The following is a 20,449-nucleotide window of genomic DNA, read 5'->3' as shown; positions in this document are numbered from 1 at the left end:
GCGCCGGATCACTCGCATGCCGCACTGCGGCGCTTTTTCTCGAGTACCGGCGCAAGACAGGAGGATCATATGCTTGACAAGAGAACCGTGATAATCGTGCCGCTGATGATTTCGATCATGTTGCTGGGTATCGTGCCATGGCTTGGCCAATCGATGGCGGAACAAAAAACCGTGCGCCTTTCCTACGTGGAATGGTCCGAAACGGTGGCCGCCACTAACATGGTGAAAACCGTCATCCAGGAGAAACTCGGGTATGCATGTGAAATCATACCCATGACGGCGGATAAGATGTGGCAGGCGGTGGCCGAAGGCACGGTGGACGGCATGGTTGCGGGGTGGCTGCCAACGACGCACGCCCATTTTTACGACCAGTACAAAGACCGGATCGAGGACCTGGGCCCGAACCTGGTCGGCACCCAAATCGGCCTGGTGGTACCCGACATTGCCGTCGGCCGGCAAACCGCGGCCTCCGGGCAACGCAACCAACCCTACATCAAGGCGGTTTCCATCGCCGATCTGAAAGCCTACCCGGACAAATTTCATCGCCGCATCATCGGCATCGATCCGGAGGCCGGTATCATGCAGAAAACCCGGGAGGCGATGCGGGCCTACGGCCTTCACAACTTCGAACTGATCAAGGGCAGCGAAGTGTCCATGACCGCCGAGCTTTCCAATGCCATTCGCAAACAACGCTGGATCGTCGTTACCGGTTGGGAACCCCACTGGATGTTCGGGCGCTGGAAACTCCGCTTTCTCGACGATCCCAAGAATATTTATGGCACCAAGGAGGAGATCCGCACCATTGTCCGCAAAGGTCTCAAGGCCGACATGCCCCGGGTGTACCGCTTTCTCGATCAATTCAATTGGACGCCTGAACAATTGGAGCAGTTGATGATCTGGATCAAGGAGGACGAGGGCGCGTTTCCTGGAGAAAAAGCCCTGCGGTACATGCGCTTTCATCCACAACAGATCGAGACCTGGGTGCAGTGAAACATCCGCGATACCGCTGGGCCGTCCGCCATTTGATTGCGTCGCTTTGCTGGATATGGGGTGGGCTGGGCTTGATGCTTATGCCGGACGTCGGTTTCGGAGCCGACGGCCCAATGGCGACGAAAGCGCGTCCAACCGCTCCTGAAATCACCAACGCCCCGGTCGAGACCATCACCTTGGCCCGGGCCACCTGGGATACCGGCTGGTTCCAGACCGAAATCCTTCTCGCCCTGCTCGAGGGGCTGGGGTACGCGGTCGCCCCCCCACAGACCATGGAAAACCGTGCATTTTACCAGGCCGCGGCAAGGGGCGAGGTCGATTTGTGGGCCAATGGCTGGTTCCCGAGCCATAATGCGTTTTTGCAGGAGGAGGCCGTCCGCGGCAGGGTCGTGCCGGTGGGGTACGAAGTCAAGGCCGGCGCGCTACAGGGCTATCTGGTGGACAAGCGCACCGCCGAGGCGCTGAATATCAACAGCTTCGCCGATTTGAGAAAGCCGAATGTGGCCGCCGCCTTCGATCGAGACGGCGACGGCCGGGCGGATCTGATCGGCTGCAATGCCGGATGGGGCTGCGAACGGGTGGTAGACCACCACCTGGATGCCTACGCCCTGCGCGAGGCAGTGAGCCACGTCCAGGGTGACTACTCGCCGTTGATGGACGATACCATCGCCCGCTATCGGGCGGGTGAATCGGTGCTGTTTTATACCTGGACCCCCAACTGGACGGTGGGCAAGCTGGTGCCGGGGCGGGATGTGATCTGGTTGCAGGTGCCGTTTGCCAGTTTGCCCGCCGCACAAAAGGAACGCGAGCCGAATAGCGTGGTCGAAAGGGTTCCCGGTTGCCCCTCCGATCCGTGTGCTTTGGGATTTCCCCCCAACGATATTCGCGCGGTGGCCAACGCCGACTTCCTCGAACGCCATCCCGATGTGTGGCGGCTGTTAGAATCGGTAAAGATTCCCCTCAAACACATCTCTCGTCAGAATGCCCGCATGATCGGCGGTGAGAATACCTATGACGATATCCGGCGCCATGCCCGCGAGTGGATCGCCGACCACCGCCAAACGGTAACGGGATGGCTGCAAGCGGCCCGGGCGATGCAGCGCATTGCACCGAATAGGCAGCTTGCCGACAGCGAGTCGCCTGAAACCGCCGTCGCGTCTCCTTTGCGGGTGGTGACCTTGCGGGCCGAGCCGTTTGTGGTCTATCGTAACGGCCGTTACGAGGGCTTCAGCATCGAATTGTGGTGCCAGATCGCCCGGATGCTCGGCATCGACTATACGATCTACGGCGTCAACACCATCGCCAAGCTTCTCGACGATGTCAAACGGGGTGCCGCCGATGTGGCCGTGGCCGGCATCGGTATTACTTCTGATCGTGAGAAGATGCTTGACTTTTCTCATGCCTACTATACGTCCGGACTCCAAATCATGGTGCGGGAAGGAACCGGATCGGTGCTCGGGGAGGTGTTTTCCAAAGTTCGCTCGGTTCTGTTCTCCTCCGAGGTGATTTATGCCGTGGGGCTCTTTCTGATCGTATTGATGATCGCTGCGCACGTCATATGGATCCTCGAGCGCAAGGGTAATCCGCAATTCCCACGCCGCTACCCGCAGGGGATTTGGCAGTCCGTCTGGTGGGCCGTGGTGACGGTGACCACCGTCGGCTATGGCGACAAGACGCCCAAGGGGGCGGTTGGACGGCTTTTCGGTATTGTATGGATCCTGTCCGGCTATTTCGTTTTTGCTTATTTTACCGCCAGCGTGACCACCACAGCAACCGTCCAGGAGCTGTATGGCACAATCAATGAGCCCCAGGATCTATTCGGCAAGCGCGTGGCCTCCGTGGCCAGAAGCACGGCCGCTGAATACCTGGGTGACCAAGGGATCGCCGCCGAACAGGTGGAGAATGTGGATCAGGCCTATAAGGCGTTGGAAACCGGCAGTGTTGACGCAGTGGTCTACGATGCCCCGGTACTGCAACATTACGCCGCTAAAAAGGGCAGAGGTCAAGTGCATGTGGTGGGCTTGATGTTTCAGGAAAAGAATTACGGCATCGCCATGCCGGTGCGCAGTCCCTATCGCGACAAGGTGAACGTCGCCCTTCTAAAATTGATGGAAGAGGGCTTGTACCAGCAGATCAAAGAAAAGTGGTTCGGAACCTGATCCACTGCCTCAATGTCGACGCTGGAAAAACATGCCGACGGCCAGGGCTGAGGCTTTTGCTTCACGTGGGAGCGCTTGGCCGCGTTTCCGGTCAGTCATAAGAGATGATTTTTTTGGTCTTTCCCGCTTTGCCTTTTTTTTCCCTTAGCACCAGTACCGGACAATGGGCCCGACGGACGACCCTTTCGGCAACCGAGCCCAGGGCAAAGTGCTTCAACCCGGTCCTTCCATGGGAGGGCATGACAATTAATTCAGCGCCAGCCGTTTCGGCATAACCGATAATTTCCGATGCCGGGCTTCCCATGCGAATCGCAATTTGAACATCTTTGTATTCGGCATCCTGTAATTTATCCTGCAAATGTTTTTCGAGCGAATGAATTCGTTCTTCTTCGGTTTCCTGACCCCAGCTGCCTCCAATTTCATGCTCATTCCAAGGCCGGGTGACGTGAATGAAATGCAAATTGGCGTTTTGCTCAACAAATTCCTTGGCTACATCCAACGCCCGAAAACTGTATTCGGAGAAATCGGTGGGTACGATGACACATTTTTTTTTCAACCAAGACATATTTTCTCCTTTCTGTTTTACGAACGATCTTAAGCGCCGATCATGGTGGGTTCACCCCAGCATTGCAAAAGTCGTAGGGCTTCAGAGCCAATGCGCCAAGGATGAAGCCGTAATAATTTACTGCTGGAGGTTAAGTGCTCAACAAAGAAACCATCATAAGGCTCTCCTATAAACAGCCTATATTGCCTTGCCATAGAGTTCAAGGATGATTTGGCTTATTGCAGGTGTCGCGCCGACGTGTAATCCGATACGCAGATTTGACCCTTTAATGTAAACGCGCAGGCGATTCGGCGCCATTGCCGAAGCAAAGGAAGCGTTTCCAACCGGTTCGGTGATCCGTGTCCGGCAAATCACATCTGATTAATCATCGAAAACAAATCCGCTCAGGTATCCATCCAGGGCAGCCTTGGCGTCCGCTTCAAGGTGCGGGCAATCATCCACACTTTTAGCGCCCTCGGCCAGCCTGAGGGCAAATACCATGCAGGTCGGTTGGCGGCATTCGCCGCAGTTGGTGTGGGGCAGGTGTTTTAGTATTTTCACCACCTGAGGGCGATCAATACCTTTAAAGCGCGGGGTGATGGTTTCGCGGTTTTGCCATGCGTCGTTGATTTCACGGCGGATCCAATCGATAATTTTTTCGGCCTGCTCACGATCCTGTACAGCGTTAACCGTGATCTGATCGGACCGCACAGAGATCAGGCGTCCCTGGGTGCGAAACGTAGCGGTGGGTGGATCTTTTATATATTCGATGGCGCCGAGCACGGCATTTAAGTACGGCAGGGCACAGCCCACATCCTGGTCTAGCCGGGCGATGCCGTTGACGCTCATGGCTCCGGGCATGCAGTGGTTGTTGACGATTTCCAGTCGAAAGGTTTTGAGAAGCATTTTTTTCCTGCGTCCTTACCTGCAGTGGCATCCAGCCGATTTTAATTCCGATTCTTGCGTTCTTCCATAACAACTGGTCTAAGACTAATCTATAGTGCGGATGATACGCTGATTTGTCAATGTCTTGTAATCATAAATGTATTGACACACAAGCGACCTGGCAGGCATACTTAATTTTACAAAAAGCAAGTTCTTATTCTTTTATTTCTCCAATGCCACATCCTGAGTAGAAGCGTTTCAACAAGGACGACACGTTGCTGCAAAAAACACTACCCGCAGTGAGCTTGTCACCAAGCTGAAGGAGGCGCTGGCATCACCCGTATAATCGGTCCGTTTGAGCCCTGTTCAGCGCTATTTTTTTTAGGGGGGTATCCATCCCTTTTTCCAGGGAGACACACAAATGACAATTCATGTGATGCAGCCTAAAAGCAGTCAGGATAAAAAGCGTATTTATCGGTTTTTGTACGAGGTTTGGGCTGATGAATTCTCTCGCTGCATGGACGGTATGGACCATGACCGGCGAATCATGAAAGATACCCTGGACGAAACCGGCCAGCACTTTATCGCCGTCGACGATTCGGGCCGCATACTGGGGTGTGTAAGGGTCAATTTTCTGGACCAGTGCACCTTCCCGCCGTTTCTTCGACACCATATGAAACTGGACGAATTGGTCACTGTCTTCGACAAACAGAGAATCGGCTACAACTCCCATTTCGCCGTTGCGCCCGATGCCAGGGGAAAAACCGTTGCGTCACTTCTCATCAGCGCTCTTTACCGCTATTGTCTGAACGAAGATATCACGATCGGCATCTGCTATTGTGCCCTGCAATATGTGACGTTTTATTATCAGCTGGGCTATCGCCCCTATACGGACAATTTTCGCATCGATGCCGGCATTCGCGTCCCCCTTGTGCATTGCGGCCGTGATCGAGACTATCTGAGATCGATCAGAAGCCCGCTGGCCCGCCTGTGTCCCAGGCAGATCAATGACGGCGGCGAGGCGGCCCAAAAAATGGCTGCCCGGTTTCCGGGCTTCAGAGTACCTGCTTTTTCCAAAACCGACGTGCAACACTTGTGGGCACGTCTTGCCTATACTACCCCGGCAGACCGAAACGGACATAAGCATTTTCTTTTCGATCAGCTCTCGGAAGAAGAAATGAAAATTGTCAGCACCAAGGTATCGGAAATCACCTTTTCGGAGGGCGAGTATGTTTACCGCCGTGGTGAAACCGAGCCGTCCATGGGCGCTCTGGTATCCGGGAGCCTGGGCGTGGAGGCCATGATGGCCGGTGCGCCCAGGATTGTCAATGTCATCCAGCCCGGTGAGCCGTTCGGAGAAATCCGTGGACTTGGCGCTGGTCGTCGGACGGCCGATATCGTTGCCCTGGAAAAATCGACGGCCTGCCTGATGCCCGATAATTTTCTGGAACGGGTGGCTCGCGTCAATCCGGACTTAGCACTCAAGCTTGCCAGCAGACTGCTCAACGTCATCGCCTCCCGTTTCGCCGATATGGCCTATGCCACAGCAGGTGACGACGCCTCCACCGTCAAGGTGGAACGGCCCCTTTTATATCTGCAACCGGATCAGAATGAAATCGAAAACCGGATCGAATCGTACCATTTTGACAGTCTCGGGGATCAGGAAAATGAGTTCAAACGGCTGATCGCCCAGGCCTCCATTGGAGAAGCGGTCGAGTTCGGCGTTCTCGACCGGATCGGTCTTGCGGACGGAATGACGGTGCTGGATCTGGGCGCCGGTCCGGGAGTGACCTCACTGCTCTTTGCCAGACGATTGAAATCAGCTTCGGTGATTGGCGTGGAACCCGAAGATCTGTTGAGGGATAAAGCCCGCGCTCTTGTCGAAAGCCAGGGCCTTGCCGGGCGTTGCCGTTTTCTAAAAGGAACCGGCGATAAAATTCCACTGGATGACGACACCGCGGATTTCAGCTATGCCCGGCTTCTGTTCCAGCATCTGCCCAACCCGCTCGCGGTCCTCGGCGAAATGCGCCGGGTTACCCGCAAGGGCGGGATCGTCGTGGTGCTGGATGTGGATGATCGCACCAATATCGTTCACCCGGCCCCAAAAGATATGGCGATTTTTGAAAAGCGAATCGCCGCCGCTCAGGCCGCAATCGGTGGAGACCGCCATGTGGGTAGAAAGCTTTACGGCTATATGCATAAGGCCGGCCTAACCAATATTGGCGTCGAACCCATTCCCATTACCGCCACGGCTTTCGGGCGGGAAACCTTTTTCTCCATTGTCTATAGTTTCAAACGCCAGGTGCTTGAACGGGCCGGCCAGTTCGATGAACGAACCGAGGAATTTTTCAACGAGCTTCAGCACCTGATATGCAATCCAAGGACATTTGCCATGACGACGGTCTTTGTCAGCTATGGTGGGGTTGCCTAACAAGCCACATGACTCTTTTGAATCCAATCAGAATTTTCACCGACAAAAATAATTCATATTTCCGTCTGTAATATCAACCACCCCCAAAACGAAATACGGAAATCCCATTCATGCAAAAGCATCGAATGTTACTTTGTTTTTTTTGTCCATGCTGTTATGTGTTTGAGCGCTGTGATGAATATTTATTAAACGAACGAGGAGACGGACCATGATGAAAGGTATTACAGTTGTTGGTTTATGCATTGGTTTTTTAATAAACGTGGCCTGGGCCCAAGACAACTGGCAGTCGGTCACCGATTCGGAAAGCGTCTTCCAGCAGGGCTATGCTCAGGTCATCAGTTCCTCGGAAGAGGGGCAGAGCCGCTACCGGGCCACGCGTGCGGCACAAGTGGTGGCTCAGCGCGATTTGTTGGAAGCCTTGCAGGGCTTGACACTCACGGGATCGACATCCGTAGCGGACGGCATGCTCGAGTCAGATCAAATCAAGACCAGCGTTGAAGGCTTTTTAAAGGGTGCCATAAAATGCGGTGAGAAATATTATCCCGAGCAACGCTATGCCGAAGTGTGCATGCGCATCAATATTCGGGGTAGGGGAGGGATGTATGAGAACATGTTGCCGCTGTTCATGCAAGATCGGATGGTCAAGGATAAAAAACCGGATTATCAACCCGCCCAGGAAGCGGTTCCGGCCAATGATAGCGGTGATTTGGGAAAACAGGAAGAAGCCAAGGCTGAAGACACCACCTCAAATGACATCGCTGATCCTTACGACGGACTGATCGTTGATGCCCGTGGATTCCAGTTCCGGCCGGCCATGGTCAACCGGATCCTTACCGAAAAGGAACAAGTTATTTTCGATCCCTCCAAAATTTTAGGTAATATATTAGTTGAACGTGGATGTGGCGGGTTTACCAACGATAATGACAAGGCAAAGGTCATGCTTGAGAATTGGGGAAGCAAGAATCCAATGCTTGTTAAATGCACGGATGTCGATCAATTTACTGATGCAAAAATTTCCCTCGATGATGCTGAGATACTTTATAAGCACAATTTAAAATCAAATCTGTTCGCTCAGGCACGGGTTGTTTTTATGGTGCAATAGAAAGAACCCGTTTTTTTGGGTTACCAGGGACATGTCTGCCTCAAAGTACTGTCAGCGCCTGCTTGACAAATCCGTCTAAGGCCCGTTAACGGCGCCTACAAGTGTCTAAAAATGCTTACATATTAAATATAGGCGCCGTTTTCGAGCCACTTTCCGTCTTGTTATTGGGCCTGATCCAGACTTCTCAAACAGGCGCTAAGGATATTTGTCGGTTGGGTTGAGCTTAAGCGAAACCCAATACAGAACGGGAAGACGGGCATGATTCTGTTGGGTTTCGTTCCTCAACTGAAGCCTTCGGGGGCCGAGCAAAATAGAATAGATTGCACCGCAAGTATCGCCCAACATCGCACGACCCAATCGTTGTCGTTGTCGTAATCGTAATCGATCTTTCACCGTTCGATTACGACAACGACAACGAAAAGGCTTCCCCTTTGTTAAGTGTTTGCAAAGGATAGCGAAAACACGGGGGCGTCGAAAAGCAACAAAACGTTGACGGTCTGTCAGAATGTCCTGGAAAGCGTGAACACCAGGCGTGGATCTGCCACATCCTCACCGCCGTAGAACGCTTCAAAATATTCTTTTTCGCTGTTGACATAGTAGCTCAGGTCGACATTGAAGCTCGCGATGAGTTCCTTGGATAGGCCGATGCGGTAAAATTCCCAGTCGTAGCCGTCGCCGCCATCCATGCCGCCGCCATTGCCGGTGGTCGCTCCGCCTTCGATGTCCACATGGGCTGCCTCGAATTCCAGGCCAACGCCGTACACCAGGGAGAATCCGAGCTTGCCGCTGAATTTGTGGTAGGTGCCCTCTTCTCCGAAAAAGTCCGGAGACCACATGTAACCGACGGTAATGGTCGGCGACAGGACCATATCCGCGAAGGTGTGCCCCGCATTGATGCCGGCCTGAAAATAGTCGAATTCAAAACCGTCGTCTTGTGCTCCGGGGTAAAACCAATAGTAAAGGGTCAGGTCATAATCGATGGGTCCCAACGACCCGGCCTGGCCGCCCCACACGCCGAGTTCGATATCATTGGAGTAACCGCCGTCGTCCCAACTGGAGCCCCACAGCCCAAGGAATATGCCCGAGGCGGCATGGCAATAATCCATGGAGCCCTGGACCGCCGGGTCCTGATCGGAAATCGATACGCCGTCGTACATGTACTCCGTGGTAAAGGTGAGCGTGCTGCTGAAATTGTCGGCAGCCAAAATTCCCCCCTCGTCTTGGGCAAATGCCACGCCAAAAGATGAACCCATCACAACAACTGCCAGTAGCAACGCCAACCAATCTCTTCTCATCAATGCCTCCTTGGAAAAACAGTGGAAATAAAACGCACGCTCACAACCGTGAAGTGGAAAGGGATGCCTGGACGAACCCCATCGTCATTGCCGGGGACAACCCTATTAATTTCGATTGGGGGGGGATCCGCCGTTTCCTTGAAAAATTGAAATTCGGCATGGTGATTGTCCAGACGAGCCGTGACTCTTTTGGTACTACCTTTTCGATCAATATAAGCTTTAAATTACAATTTTATTCCATATAAACGATTTAATTGCCATTAATGGTACGACCTTTTCTGTCATAATACGATCACAATGTCAAGCACACCGGGCAGGACCCCACGGTAAATTTGTTCTAATGGCTTAATTTGCATGGCATGGCATTTTTAGTCATGCGGAGAAAGTCAAATACCGCTCGGATGTTGCGATTAAGTTGCTGCATTTTTTGAGAGACACTGCGTACCCCTTTGGATTTGATGAGCCCTACAGCAAAACGGCGTAAGCGGGATACGTTTTCGGGGCCATAGCCGGTACGAATACGGCTTCGGTCCTCGTCAAAATTCCAATCGATGATGTAATGGCAACTGTTCTCGATACTCCAGTGACCACGATTAGTTTCAAGGACTTTTTGGGGGGATGCTTGTTCCGGGGGTTGACTAGTGATGCCGTATGCAATGTCATGAGAGACGTTGCCAGTTTTTTTGGTTGTGGATTCTCTCTCAATGACAAACGCTTGCCGGACATAAGGGAATTTTAAATACCCGTTGAGTTCGGTTGTTATCCAGATTTTTCGGATTTCAATGCGGCCATGGTCTGGCGGATCACAAATTATAAAATCGGGTTCTTCTCGATCGTCAAAGTACAAGGCGATGTCTTGAAAAAGTCCTGGCTGATTGTTTTTAACGGTAAAATGGTAGTGGGCGTGGCGTTCTTCGACCAAGTAAGTGGCGACTTTGCGTTGGGTCAATAAAGCATCCGTGGTGATGTTCTTGCCTTGGATGTTGATGGCATCCAACATAGGGATGATCGTATTGATTTCATTAGTACGTTTTACGGTGTCATCGTTTCCCGGCAGAGTGCCTACTTTTTTTGGGTATAGCAGTTTTTACTCTGATGCCCGATGGCGCTTAAGATATGGGTGCGATATCCATCGGCATCAATCGCATTGCACATTGTTTTGCCATCGATAGCCAGGCTTTCGTCATCTTGTGCATGCGCTGCATTCCACTGCCCCAATGCGCGATCAAGATGGACGGGATCGACGCGGATGAGTACATCACGGATGATACTCAGGCTAGGGACAAGGAACTTTCCGTTAACTTTACGGCAACCAAATCGGCGTCGCGCTCTTTGGCCGAGGTCTTTGGCCCAATCCGCAATGGCCTGGTATCCGTGCATCCCACAAAGCGTTGCAGCAGCGGCAATAGCCAAAATCGTTGTCAGTCGATGTCGCCGGCCTTGGGCACGGCGCGGATCAGGAATCTCGGTAAAAAAGTCTGGTAAGGTTCGCATATGCTGTGCCGTGAGCATCATTTTAGTACCTCCGATACGATAGTCTGGATGAAGGGATGGTTGAGATAATCGTATTTGCGCGTGGGAAGTTAACGGCTTAACAAAAACCATTTTCGGTGAGTTGTCTTTGGCGCTATAACCTTCTCGAGTTCGTCGGAAGCCTTTGGTTTCGCCTAAATAAATCCAGTTGGTGGCTTTATAGATGGTGCCGTGAAATCGCTGTGGGTCGACAAATGTCTCCAGCAGTAATAAAGGGTGACCAAACCTTTTCTGCCAGTCGTCCGGTAGTCTTTTTTGGCACAATGATAATACCCGGGAGGCCAAGTTTGGCAAATGCCAATCGGGAAGGATTAAAAAACGACTGTTATTGGTGATCAGTTTTAGGCGACCGTATTGATAACGAAGATCCCAACCGATCCAACGGTCCCTGACTGAGCATTTTAAAGCTGAGGCGGAAAAAGTAAGTAACGCAACCCAGGCGTCACCACAAGTGGCAATGTACCAGATAGTTTCACTGATTTTGGGTAAAGATCCCAGATAATGGTGGGACTGCATCAGGTGTTTGAAACGATGCTCTTCAGACGGAACAGCAGGACGGACAATGATTTCGCTTAAATCAGACACTACGGCCTCTGAATGAAATGTCATAATGACTGCTTAAATACCTCATTTAGAGGGGATTGTCCATATATGCATACAAAATTTTGTTAATTCGGATATTTTTACATCAGAACAAAATCACCGTGGGCAGGACCCTCAGGGTAACCGCATTTATAGTAAGTAATCCATGCCGACTCACCTAATAGTAAAAATAGGCTAAAAATTCAGATGATTAAAAAAAATTGAAATGAATAAAAATATGCGGTATCATTTTCGGTCTAATCCTTTTTTTGGGGGCGTTTCCCCTGTTGTTCTGGAACGAGGGCCGGGCCGTCAAACGCTACCAGACCCTCAAAGAGGGGGAAGGGGCGGTGGTTTCCGTGTCGGACGAACAGGTCGATCCGGCCAACCAGGGACGGCTGGTTCATTTGAGCGCCAGGGCCGATACCGATGAAACGCTGACCGACGCCACCTTTGCTGTTTCCCAGACAGCCCTGCGCCTCAAGCGCATGGTGGAGATGTACCAGTGGAAGGAGCACCGGGAGACGCGAACGGTTAAACAGACCGGCGGCGGCGAGAAAAAGGAGACGAGCTATTCCTATTCTCGTGTCTGGTCCGCGTCGGTAATCAGTTCATCAGGCTTCAAGCGGCGCAACGGCCACGAAAATCCCACCGACATGCCCTTTGGCTCCAAAACCCTCAATGCATCGAACGTCATGCTGGGAGCCTTCGTCCTTTCCCCGGCCTTGGTCCGGGAAATCGACAATTGGGTGCCGGTGACCATCGATGCCTCGACGGCGATCCCCGCGGCTTTGGGATCACAGGGCATGATCCATGGCAACGGGTACTACCGTGGACAGGACCCGGGTAATCCGGCCATCGGCGATGTTCGCATCACGTTTAACGCCGTTTATCCCGGGCCGGTGAGCCTGATTGCCGCCCAACAGGGCAAATCGTTTGCTCCTTATACTACTGCGGCCGGCGGGTCCATTAGCCTCCTGCAGCCGGGAATCCACAGTGCCGCCGACATGTTTAAAACAGCCCATTTCCACAATCGTCTGATCACCTGGGGAATCCGCGCCGGCGGGCTATTGCTCATGTTCATCGGCTTGGCCTCGCTGCTCAAACCTCTGTCGGTCTTCGCCGATGTGATTCCCTTTTTCGGCAACCTGGTCGAAGCGGGAACCAGCCTAATCGCCTTTGTCCTGGCGTTTTTCTTCGGACTGATGGTCATGGGCGTGGCCTGGATTTTCTATCGCCCGGTGCTGGGCCTTTCCCTGATGGGTGGCGGTGTCGCCCTGGTTGCCTGGGTGATCTGGAGAAGGAAGGCCCGCCAAAAGGCGTTGTCAGCTTTGGCACCGCCACCAATGCAGCCGGCACCCGCAGCGCAACCACCAGGCCCACCACAGGGTTCGACGCCTCCGCCACCGCCCACGTCTCCTCCGCCTCCTTCGGCGGCACCGCCGGCCGAATGATCTGCTCAACCGACCCAAAGTTCCGAAGCGTGGGGCAAGCACGGCAAACAGGTTTATGTGGCCGGCCGCTTTGAGAGCAAGATGCCAATCTTATTTTCAGAAAATGTGGGTGCTGCATTTTATTTGAATCAAAATTTAAGAGGCGCACATCGAATTTTTCACAATGAAAAAAAGCATCCTTGTCTTCATTTTAGTTATTCTTCCCTCTCTTTCTTTTGGGTTTGAAAGATTCAACGCAGTGATGAAATACGACCCGCATTTTTCAAAATACACCAAACGCTATTTTGGTCCGGGTTTTGACTGGCGCTATTTCAAAGCTCAGGCAATCGCGGAATCTCACCTGAAATCAGACGCGGTTTCCCATGTGGGCGCAAAAGGAGTCATGCAGATCATGCCCCGCACGTTCAAGGAAATTAAAACCAGAAATCCTGAAATAAAAGGGGCGGCAAATAATCCCCGTTGGAACATTGCTGCAGGTATCTATTATGACCGCCAGATATGGCTGATATTCAAAGCAAAGCGTCCTTTTCAGGACAAACTGTCCTTTATGTTCGGAGCCTATAATGCCGGAAAAGGAAATATCATCAGAGCACAGCGTATTTCAAAAAGAGAAGGCAAGAACCCGAATCTCTGGAGATCCATCGAAGTTACTCTTCCCCGGGTTACCGGCAGAAGCAGCAACCAAACCATTGAATACGTAAAAAAGATTAAAGATATCAGGGAGGCTCTCAAATAATGCAAATTTCCATAATTCTTCTTAATTTTCTTTACGCATTGGGCGGCGCGTCACTTACCATTCTTTTCATGCTTCTGGGATACAAAATTTTCGATAAAATAACGCCATTTAACACCGCTGAAGAACTGGCCAAAAAGAACACAGCCGTTGGAATTGTTGTCGGTTCTATTTTTATCGGGATGGGGATTGCCATTGGCCTTGTCATTGGAATGGGACTCAACTGATTTTTACCCTCTCCATTTTTAAAATGCTCACTGTAGTGGGCACGATGTGCTTGGGGAAAACCCGGGTGCTATGCCTTTCCGCGCGATAAGACTTTTTTTTATATCTGACAACACCGTTGCTGTTTATCCTGAGTAATTCAAAAGAATCAGTCGATCAAAACCATCCCATCGAAAAGATGGATATCAGGAGGTGTATTATGAGCAAACAATCAAGTTTGGCAATAAGGATCTGAATCCCGAAATCGTGCCCGGTGTCAGTTGTTTCAACGCTGCCAACGCCGCCCTGCGCAAAGGGATCACCTACGGGCAGGCCGCCCATTCGGTGATTCTGACGGCAACCTTCGGACGGGAGGATGCGTACGACGGTCCCGACAATATTGAAAGCCTGGCCAGACACCAGGCTACCATGGCCTTTTTCACCATGTTTACGGACATCGAAAAAGTGATCAAGAAACTCAGCATCCATTATCCACAGGACACGCCGGTCGCCATCGTTCAGCATGCCGGATACCGCGACAAGGAAAGGGTGATCATCGGTTCCATTGGTAACATTGTCAATCGGCTCAAAGGTGAAAATCCCCGTTTGAATACATGATCTACGTGGGAGATTTTTTAAGTTATCGTTTTGAAAAAAAATAATTTAATTCTGAATAATATAATTGACATGCTGCAAATTATTATTTACAAAACGCGCAAATGCGGAGGGGCCGTGAACAATTCTAATTTTTCGATTATTCGCACATTAAGAAAAAAATAGGGTATCACAGCTAAAGAATTGGCTGAACAGGCTAATATCACCCGGGCCGCGGTTGCGAAGATCAAGAAAGGAGCAAGCAATCCTGTTCTATGCATTGGGGAAGCCATGAGTCATGTTTTTTAATTGACGCCTAGCGAACGGGTGTGCATGGCGGAAGGGGTGGTTTGTGAACGCGGTATCATAAAACCCTTGGTAATAGAGACAAAACAGAAATTTTGGTAATTTATCGCAATCGGGTTATACTTTCAGGAATACTTCCTGAGATATAATCGACAACGCCTTGGTAAGGGCGCAGGAAGGAAATAATCAGGCCACGAAGGTCATCGTTCCCAAAAAGGAACATGTCTTGGTGGCCTTTTTTTGTCCGATCCGAAAATATATTTTGGGAAGGGGCAAGTACCCCCCAGTGTTGCAACATGGGGGTGCACATGGTCGTTAACGAAGTTTTAAAGAGAAACCTCGCAGAAGCGGAGGAGGAAGAGGATGAAGATGAGACGTATATTGGGCTTGCTGCTGGGAATTGCGCTGGTTCTGCCGTTGCCAATAGAAACCAGGGCGGAGCAGGAAAATGATGAAAATTACAAGCTGGAAAACATTATCGTAAGCGAAGAAGGGGAGGCAGTACCGGAATATAAGAAGACGGTGGTTTCCGAAGAAGATGTCGGCCGTCCTTCTTTGAGTAGTTCGGTTTAGGATGCACTGAGAAACGAGGCCGGTATTCAGTTTCGGCGAACCACACCAACAACGGGTAACAATGTCCGGATGAGAGGGTTTGACGAGTCCAGACTGTTGATTGAAAAGGACGGGGTGCCTATCAATTTAGACGGCAGTTATGGCGGGGACCAGATGAACTGGGATGCTGTTTCCGCCGATGATGTAGAGAAAATCGAAATCCAAAGAGGAGCGGTTTCAGCCAAATACGGCAATACCTTGGGCGGTGTTATCGACATCGTCACCAAAAAGCCGTCCGATGATCCCCGAACCAGTGTCAGTTCAACCTACGGAAAGTTCGATACCTGGGACACCCGGCTCAGTCACCGCGCTGGATTCGGCCATTTCTGGTGGACCATCGACGGGAGCCATTTTGAAACCAACGGGTATCTGCGCAACAATTATAATGACAGAAATAACATCAATATGAAAATCGGGCTGGATTTGCCTAATGATTGGGAACTCGGAGCGGGGTTCGAATACTCGGATGCCGAAGCTGGACTGATTGTGGAAAATGATCCGGAAAGCTCCTATTATGACAGTGATTACCCCGTAGCGGACGGCGGATCACTGGGGGGGCCTGGAACGCGGATGACTGGAACAGCGGGTGATGATTCCTACAAAAATGACACCAGTAATGCGGTGTCCGCCTTTTTAGGCAAAAAGTTGACCAACGGCGGTATAAAGCTTGACTTCCGACTGTGGAACCGGAAAAGAACGGAATATTATTTCGACATTGAAGCACCGCACAACAAAATATATGAGCGAGAGACGGACATCGAGGACAATAACTGGCTGATCACCCTGGGTGCGGATCATCAGGTGCAAAACCACCATGTGGAGTGGGGCGGCGAGCACAAGCAATACGGGTGGGGAGATCAAGCCGTGCCTTATATCAATATGAATTATTTTGATGAATCCATGGTTGAGAGATACTACTATATTGCAGAGGGTTTCAAAGGCCAGCCCCGGAATAAAAAATACACGGCGCTCTATCTCCAGGACACCTGGACGTTTCATCCGAATTGGGAACTGGAATTGGGACTGCGTCAGGAATGGTTTAAAACCGATGCAGTGGACCCGGAGGCCTTCGGGTTTGACTGGGAAACCGAAGAAGACGTGATCGATGAAAACCATCTGGATCCACGGGGGGCGTTGTCCTGGCGGCCATGGAAAGGCGGGTCCATATCCGCGCGTTTGGGGATTGTTCACCGGTATCCCACATCGCCTGAAAGTTTCTGGTGGTATTTGAACAAAGGGACCCAGTTTTTTAATACGACACTGGAGCCCGAGGAAGCTGTGCAATATGAAGTGGGCCTTGAGCAGCGGCTGTTTTCAAGGGTTCTGCTTACGTTGCGGGGATACTACTATGACATTGAACACTATATCACCTCGACCTCCGTTCGTGGTTATGGCCAAGTCGTATACAATATTGATGATGTGACCATCAAGGGCTGTGAGTCCGAGCTGTCCGTCGATATTTTAAAGAATTTGCGGGCCTGGGCGAATTTCACCTGGCAGGATGGGGAAAAATCCGGCGATCCTTACGATACGGAAAACGTATTGGGCAATCAACTGCCCGATGTGCCGGCAATCATGTATAATTTGGGACTGGATTACCGCATGGATCGGTTGATGATGAAACTCGCCCTAAACCACATCGGCGACCGGGACCGGTTTGCCGAAGGAGAAGTGGAAACCCTGGGATCTTATTCATTGCTCAACTTTTACGCCATCTACACTTTCCTGAAAAAGGACAGGATCAAATGTGATGCGATTCTGGCTGTCGACAATATTCTGGATGAGGATTATAAGGAAAGCGACGGATACCCCATGGCAGGGATCAGCACTTTCGGCGGATTGAAGGTGACTTTTTAATCCTAAAGCAATCCGTGCATCGCCTACGGCTCAGAGGCCGGTGCCATGGACAAGATGGTCCAGGCGGTTGCCGGAAAGCTTTGCTCGGAAACCTACTTCATCGCCCGGACCGAGCCGTCACTGAAGATTATCAGCGCAATGGGCCTTAAGGGACACCTGGGCACCGACACCGCCTGGCCGTTTCCTCCCGGCGATTGCGGCCTGGGCCAGGCAGGAGATCGCCGACAAGACCGGATGGAACGGGAAAAAGCCGCTTCTGGGTGTGGCGGTGGTCAACCCGTTCTACTGGCCGGTCAAGCCGTCGCTTACCCGCCTGGCTCGCTCGGCAGTCACCCGCAACTGGGGCCACCACTACGAAAAATGGTATTTTTTCTCCTCTTCGAAGGATCGTAACCGGCTGTACTGGAACTACATCAAGGGCATCGCCGATGCCGTCGACCGTTTCAGGAAGAAGCACGATGTGCACGTGATACCCGTTGGTATGGAGGCTATCGACCTGGAACCCTGCACCGACCTTTGCAATGCCCTGGGGCTTCCGGCAAAGATCTTCACCTCACGAATCTATGACGGCTACCAACTCACCGCCGTGTTGCACTCACTGAGCATGCTGGTCACCTCGCGCTACCACGCCCGGGTTCTCTCCATGACCGGCGGAGTTCCCTCGATAGCGGTCTCCATGGACGAGCGGCTTTACAACATCTTTCAGGAGTGCGGCCACCTGGACGACTACTACCTGTCCACCAACGACGCCAACCTGGGCGATCATCTGCTGAGCTCCCTGGAGACGCTATGGGAAAACCGCGACACGGTCTCCAGGGAGATCTGTGCCTGCGTACCCCGTTACTTGAAAATCATGGCTGAGATGGGCCGGTTCTTCCACGGCTTTGTCCAGCGCTCCTTTCCCGGCATTGACCTGCAGCCGTTGCCCGGGGACTGGAAGGATTGCCTTCCCCAACTCCATCCCGGGCTGCAGAAGATTCTGGCCGACAATCCGCATTGAGAAACGCACCTGACGAAGGCTAATGCGTACAGCGCTACTGAATCGAATCGGCGTTATCGCCACGTTGATTCGTATTGCTTTCACCTTGCGGATTGAGCGTCTTGATCCTTATGTTGTATTCCCTGGCGACCGATATCCAGCATAAAAAAGGAGTCAACAATGAATGATCAACCATTCCACCAACAAGATCAACTGATCGATCCGGTGATGCTGGACCAAATCCATCTGGATGCCCTCCGCGTTTTGGAAGAGGTTGGGGTCAGATGCGATGCACCTGAAATCAGACGAATTTTCGAGCAAACCGGCCTGGCGGCTGTCGACGATGCCACCGGCCACCTGCATGTGCTCGCGCCGCTTGTCGAGCAGGCGCTGGTTACGGTGCCCAAGCGAGATCAATACTGGATCCCTGAAAATTCATTCGGCGTGGGGGGGACGGCCCCTTTTGTCTTCGACGATAAAAGCGGCGAGCTGGTCGCCCCAACCTTCGACCATCTGGCCCGCATTGCCACCATTGTTGACCAGGCGAGTGTGGTCAACTTCATGGCCCGCGGTGTTCTGATTCCCAAGCAGGAAGTCAAGGTCATGGACGTTTTGGTGGCCCATTGCCAGAAGCCCCTTTATGTGGCCGCGGTTACCGACGCCGGCATTGCGCGCACCGAGGAAATTCACAACCAACGCGGGAACATCACCGTTCAGTTCTCGCTGATCAACAGCCCGCTGAATGTGATGCCGGAGATGGAAAGGCCTTTTTTGTCCTGTGTGCGCAAAGGACTTCCCATTTATGTGTCCACCATGCCAATGGCCGGGCTATCGGCCCCTTATTCCATGTCCGGGCTGTTGACGCTGACCCACGCCGAAGCGCTGTTTGGACTGACCCTGACGCAGCTGGTAAACCCCGGTATCACCTGCGTGCATTCGGGGCTCCCGTCCATTGCCAATCTGCAGAAAAACTACGCGGTCGATCTGGGGCTGATTTCCCACAATGTGGCTAACCTGCTGATGAGCGCCATCTGCCGCAAGCTGGATTTGCCGTCCATCCACAGCGCATGTACCACCAATGAGGATTCTCCCGGCATACGCGCCGAACAGGACGCGGTGAACGGGTACGCCCTCATGAAAAAATACGGCTTCCACCAGATGCGGCACGCCTTTGGATTTTTAAAGGAACTGGTGTCGTTCTCCATCACCAAACTCGAGCGCCACATTGAATTGTGCGAGGAGACCGGACCCGATCAATCACCGGAGGTTCGGATCGAGCCTTATGATCCGGAAGGTTTCGACGCCATAATGAGAAACGGAAGCCGGCCAAACTACATGAACGATGACCATACCCTAAAAAATCCCGGCAAGGTATTTGTCGTTTAAGCTCGCCGTAAAACGAACCACATCATTGCCATTGACAAGGATGCCTATGCGCCGATTTTTCCAAATCCCACTTTGGCGCCAAGGGCGATCTTTTTGGAATCATGCCCCATTTGAGCAAGTTCTTATCCTCTCAGGCTGTCGTTAAAATTGTTGATTCCACAAAAGACAATGGGTATATGGGCAAACAACTGTTGGCGGTACCTGAGTTGAAAGTCAAGCACATTGTTGTTCGAAGCGGTCGGTTGTAATGTGAGTGGGAGAACCTGTGAACCCCTAAATGATTGCCAAAAAACGCTTTTTGTTGTATTCGATGCGCCATTCATCTATTGCAAATTAATGAGATAATTATGTCGTCAACTATTTTCAAGGTCAACCCGAACGGCGAATTTTATTTTGCCGAAGGATGTTATATTCTCGAGCTGTACAACATACCGGATGATCCCGACGCCTCCATTGCTCGGGCGCGGATTACCCCCGGCATGGCGACCCAGCTACATCGTCTGCATGGTATCACCGAGCGTTATACCATTCTCGAAGGCGGCGGTCTGGTTGAGATAGATGGGCTTCCAGCACAGCCAGTCGGCCCCGGGGATATGGTGATGGTGACTCCTGCGAGTTCCCAGAAAATTACCAACACCGGAGACACGGATCTTGTTTTTTTGGTTGTGTGTACCCCGCGATTCGTTCTCGAAGCTTACGAAGAAATTGATTCCGAGCCGATGCTTTAACCACAGCCCCGGTCCGGGTGTCATTCGATCTTATTATCTTGACAGATTGGTTTTCATTCAATAAACCATCGCCTA

Annotated in this window: 18 protein-coding genes; 13 read left to right on the top strand and 5 right to left on the bottom strand. The window is 51.9% G+C overall.

The annotated features are described in order from the left end of the window. Positions 1 to 69: 69 nt before the first annotated feature. Together Dvar_RS31700 and proX are read left to right on the top strand one after the other, a co-directional pair. On the top strand, positions 70 to 990 hold the full coding sequence (locus tag Dvar_RS31700; RefSeq protein ID WP_419657131.1) for a glycine betaine ABC transporter substrate-binding protein: 921 nt from the start codon (positions 70 to 72) through the stop codon (positions 988 to 990). A gap of 113 nt (positions 991 to 1,103) precedes the next feature. Beyond that, positions 1,104 to 3,149 carry a glycine betaine/L-proline ABC transporter substrate-binding protein ProX gene (gene proX / locus Dvar_RS31695; RefSeq protein ID WP_419657130.1) on the top strand — a complete coding sequence of 682 codons (2,046 nt, stop codon included), beginning with the start codon at positions 1,104 to 1,106 and terminating at the stop codon, positions 3,147 to 3,149. Between the two features lie 91 nt (positions 3,150 to 3,240). Here the strand turns inward: proX and Dvar_RS31690 are convergent, their stop codons facing one another. Together Dvar_RS31690 and Dvar_RS31685 are read right to left on the bottom strand one after the other, a co-directional pair. Further along, positions 3,241 to 3,714 (bottom strand): universal stress protein, encoded by a 474-nt coding sequence (locus Dvar_RS31690; protein WP_419657129.1) that lies wholly within the window; start codon positions 3,712 to 3,714, stop codon positions 3,241 to 3,243. Positions 3,715 to 4,074: 360 nt separating this feature from the next. Further along, positions 4,075 to 4,599: a (Fe-S)-binding protein gene (locus tag Dvar_RS31685; RefSeq protein WP_419657128.1), complete on the bottom strand. Its 525-nt coding sequence runs from the start codon at positions 4,597 to 4,599 to the stop codon at positions 4,075 to 4,077. 400 nt (positions 4,600 to 4,999) lie between these two features. Here Dvar_RS31685 and Dvar_RS31680 point away from each other — a divergent pair, with 400 nt between their 5' ends. Then, complete coding sequence (locus Dvar_RS31680; RefSeq protein ID WP_419657127.1) at positions 5,000 to 7,009, top strand: GNAT family N-acetyltransferase; 2,010 nt, start codon at positions 5,000 to 5,002, stop codon at positions 7,007 to 7,009. A gap of 208 nt (positions 7,010 to 7,217) precedes the next feature. Further along, positions 7,218 to 8,111 carry a hypothetical protein gene (locus tag Dvar_RS31675; RefSeq protein ID WP_419657126.1) on the top strand — a complete coding sequence of 298 codons (894 nt, stop codon included), beginning with the start codon at positions 7,218 to 7,220 and terminating at the stop codon, positions 8,109 to 8,111. A gap of 500 nt (positions 8,112 to 8,611) precedes the next feature. On the opposite strand, the gene Dvar_RS31670 is transcribed toward Dvar_RS31675, so the two are convergent. The 3 genes from Dvar_RS31670 to Dvar_RS31660 form a co-directional block, all read right to left on the bottom strand. Further along, on the bottom strand, positions 8,612 to 9,406 hold the full coding sequence (locus Dvar_RS31670; RefSeq protein WP_419657125.1) for a TorF family putative porin: 795 nt from the start codon (positions 9,404 to 9,406) through the stop codon (positions 8,612 to 8,614). A gap of 337 nt (positions 9,407 to 9,743) precedes the next feature. Continuing rightward, a complete protein-coding gene (locus tag Dvar_RS31665; protein WP_419664188.1) occupies positions 9,744 to 10,463 on the bottom strand; it encodes an ISAs1 family transposase in 720 nt (239 codons plus the stop codon). A gap of 5 nt (positions 10,464 to 10,468) precedes the next feature. Continuing rightward, positions 10,469 to 11,548, bottom strand: coding sequence for a Druantia anti-phage system protein DruA (locus Dvar_RS31660; protein ID WP_419657124.1), 1,080 nt, complete (start codon positions 11,546 to 11,548; stop codon positions 10,469 to 10,471). Between the two features lie 260 nt (positions 11,549 to 11,808). On the opposite strand from Dvar_RS31660, the gene Dvar_RS31655 reads away from it, so the two are divergent. From Dvar_RS31655 to Dvar_RS31615, 9 genes are all read left to right on the top strand, one after another. After that, positions 11,809 to 12,975, top strand: coding sequence for a TMEM43 family protein (locus tag Dvar_RS31655; RefSeq protein WP_419657123.1), 1,167 nt, complete (start codon positions 11,809 to 11,811; stop codon positions 12,973 to 12,975). Between the two features lie 163 nt (positions 12,976 to 13,138). Continuing rightward, positions 13,139 to 13,711: a transglycosylase SLT domain-containing protein gene (locus Dvar_RS31650; RefSeq protein ID WP_419657122.1), complete on the top strand. Its 573-nt coding sequence runs from the start codon at positions 13,139 to 13,141 to the stop codon at positions 13,709 to 13,711. Next, a complete protein-coding gene (locus Dvar_RS31645; protein ID WP_419657121.1) occupies positions 13,711 to 13,935 on the top strand; it encodes a DUF350 domain-containing protein in 225 nt (74 codons plus the stop codon). Before Dvar_RS31650 ends, Dvar_RS31645 begins: the two co-directional genes overlap by 1 nt. A 190-nt stretch (positions 13,936 to 14,125) precedes the next feature. After that, the gene (locus Dvar_RS31640) at positions 14,126 to 14,530 is read left to right on the top strand and encodes an SAM-dependent methyltransferase (protein ID WP_419657120.1); all 405 of its coding nucleotides are present in this window, start codon (positions 14,126 to 14,128) and stop codon (positions 14,528 to 14,530) included. A gap of 645 nt (positions 14,531 to 15,175) precedes the next feature. Next, the gene (locus tag Dvar_RS31635) at positions 15,176 to 15,385 is read left to right on the top strand and encodes a hypothetical protein (RefSeq protein WP_419657118.1); all 210 of its coding nucleotides are present in this window, start codon (positions 15,176 to 15,178) and stop codon (positions 15,383 to 15,385) included. 6 nt (positions 15,386 to 15,391) lie between these two features. Beyond that, positions 15,392 to 17,281, top strand: coding sequence for a TonB-dependent receptor (locus Dvar_RS31630; RefSeq protein ID WP_419664187.1), 1,890 nt, complete (start codon positions 15,392 to 15,394; stop codon positions 17,279 to 17,281). Positions 17,282 to 17,549: 268 nt separating this feature from the next. Then, complete coding sequence (locus Dvar_RS31625) at positions 17,550 to 18,281, top strand: hypothetical protein (RefSeq protein ID WP_419657116.1); 732 nt, start codon at positions 17,550 to 17,552, stop codon at positions 18,279 to 18,281. 159 nt (positions 18,282 to 18,440) lie between these two features. After that, positions 18,441 to 19,646, top strand: coding sequence for a trimethylamine methyltransferase family protein (locus Dvar_RS31620; protein WP_419657115.1), 1,206 nt, complete (start codon positions 18,441 to 18,443; stop codon positions 19,644 to 19,646). Positions 19,647 to 19,993: 347 nt separating this feature from the next. Then, positions 19,994 to 20,374 carry a cupin domain-containing protein gene (locus Dvar_RS31615; RefSeq protein ID WP_419657114.1) on the top strand — a complete coding sequence of 127 codons (381 nt, stop codon included), beginning with the start codon at positions 19,994 to 19,996 and terminating at the stop codon, positions 20,372 to 20,374. The last annotated feature ends 75 nt before the right edge of the window (positions 20,375 to 20,449 follow it).

Origin of the sequence: Desulfosarcina variabilis str. Montpellier (assembly GCF_048565275.1) — a bacterium.
GTDB lineage: Bacteria > Desulfobacterota > Desulfobacteria > Desulfobacterales > Desulfosarcinaceae > Desulfosarcina > Desulfosarcina variabilis.
This window is presented reverse-complemented; position numbering and strand designations above follow the sequence as displayed.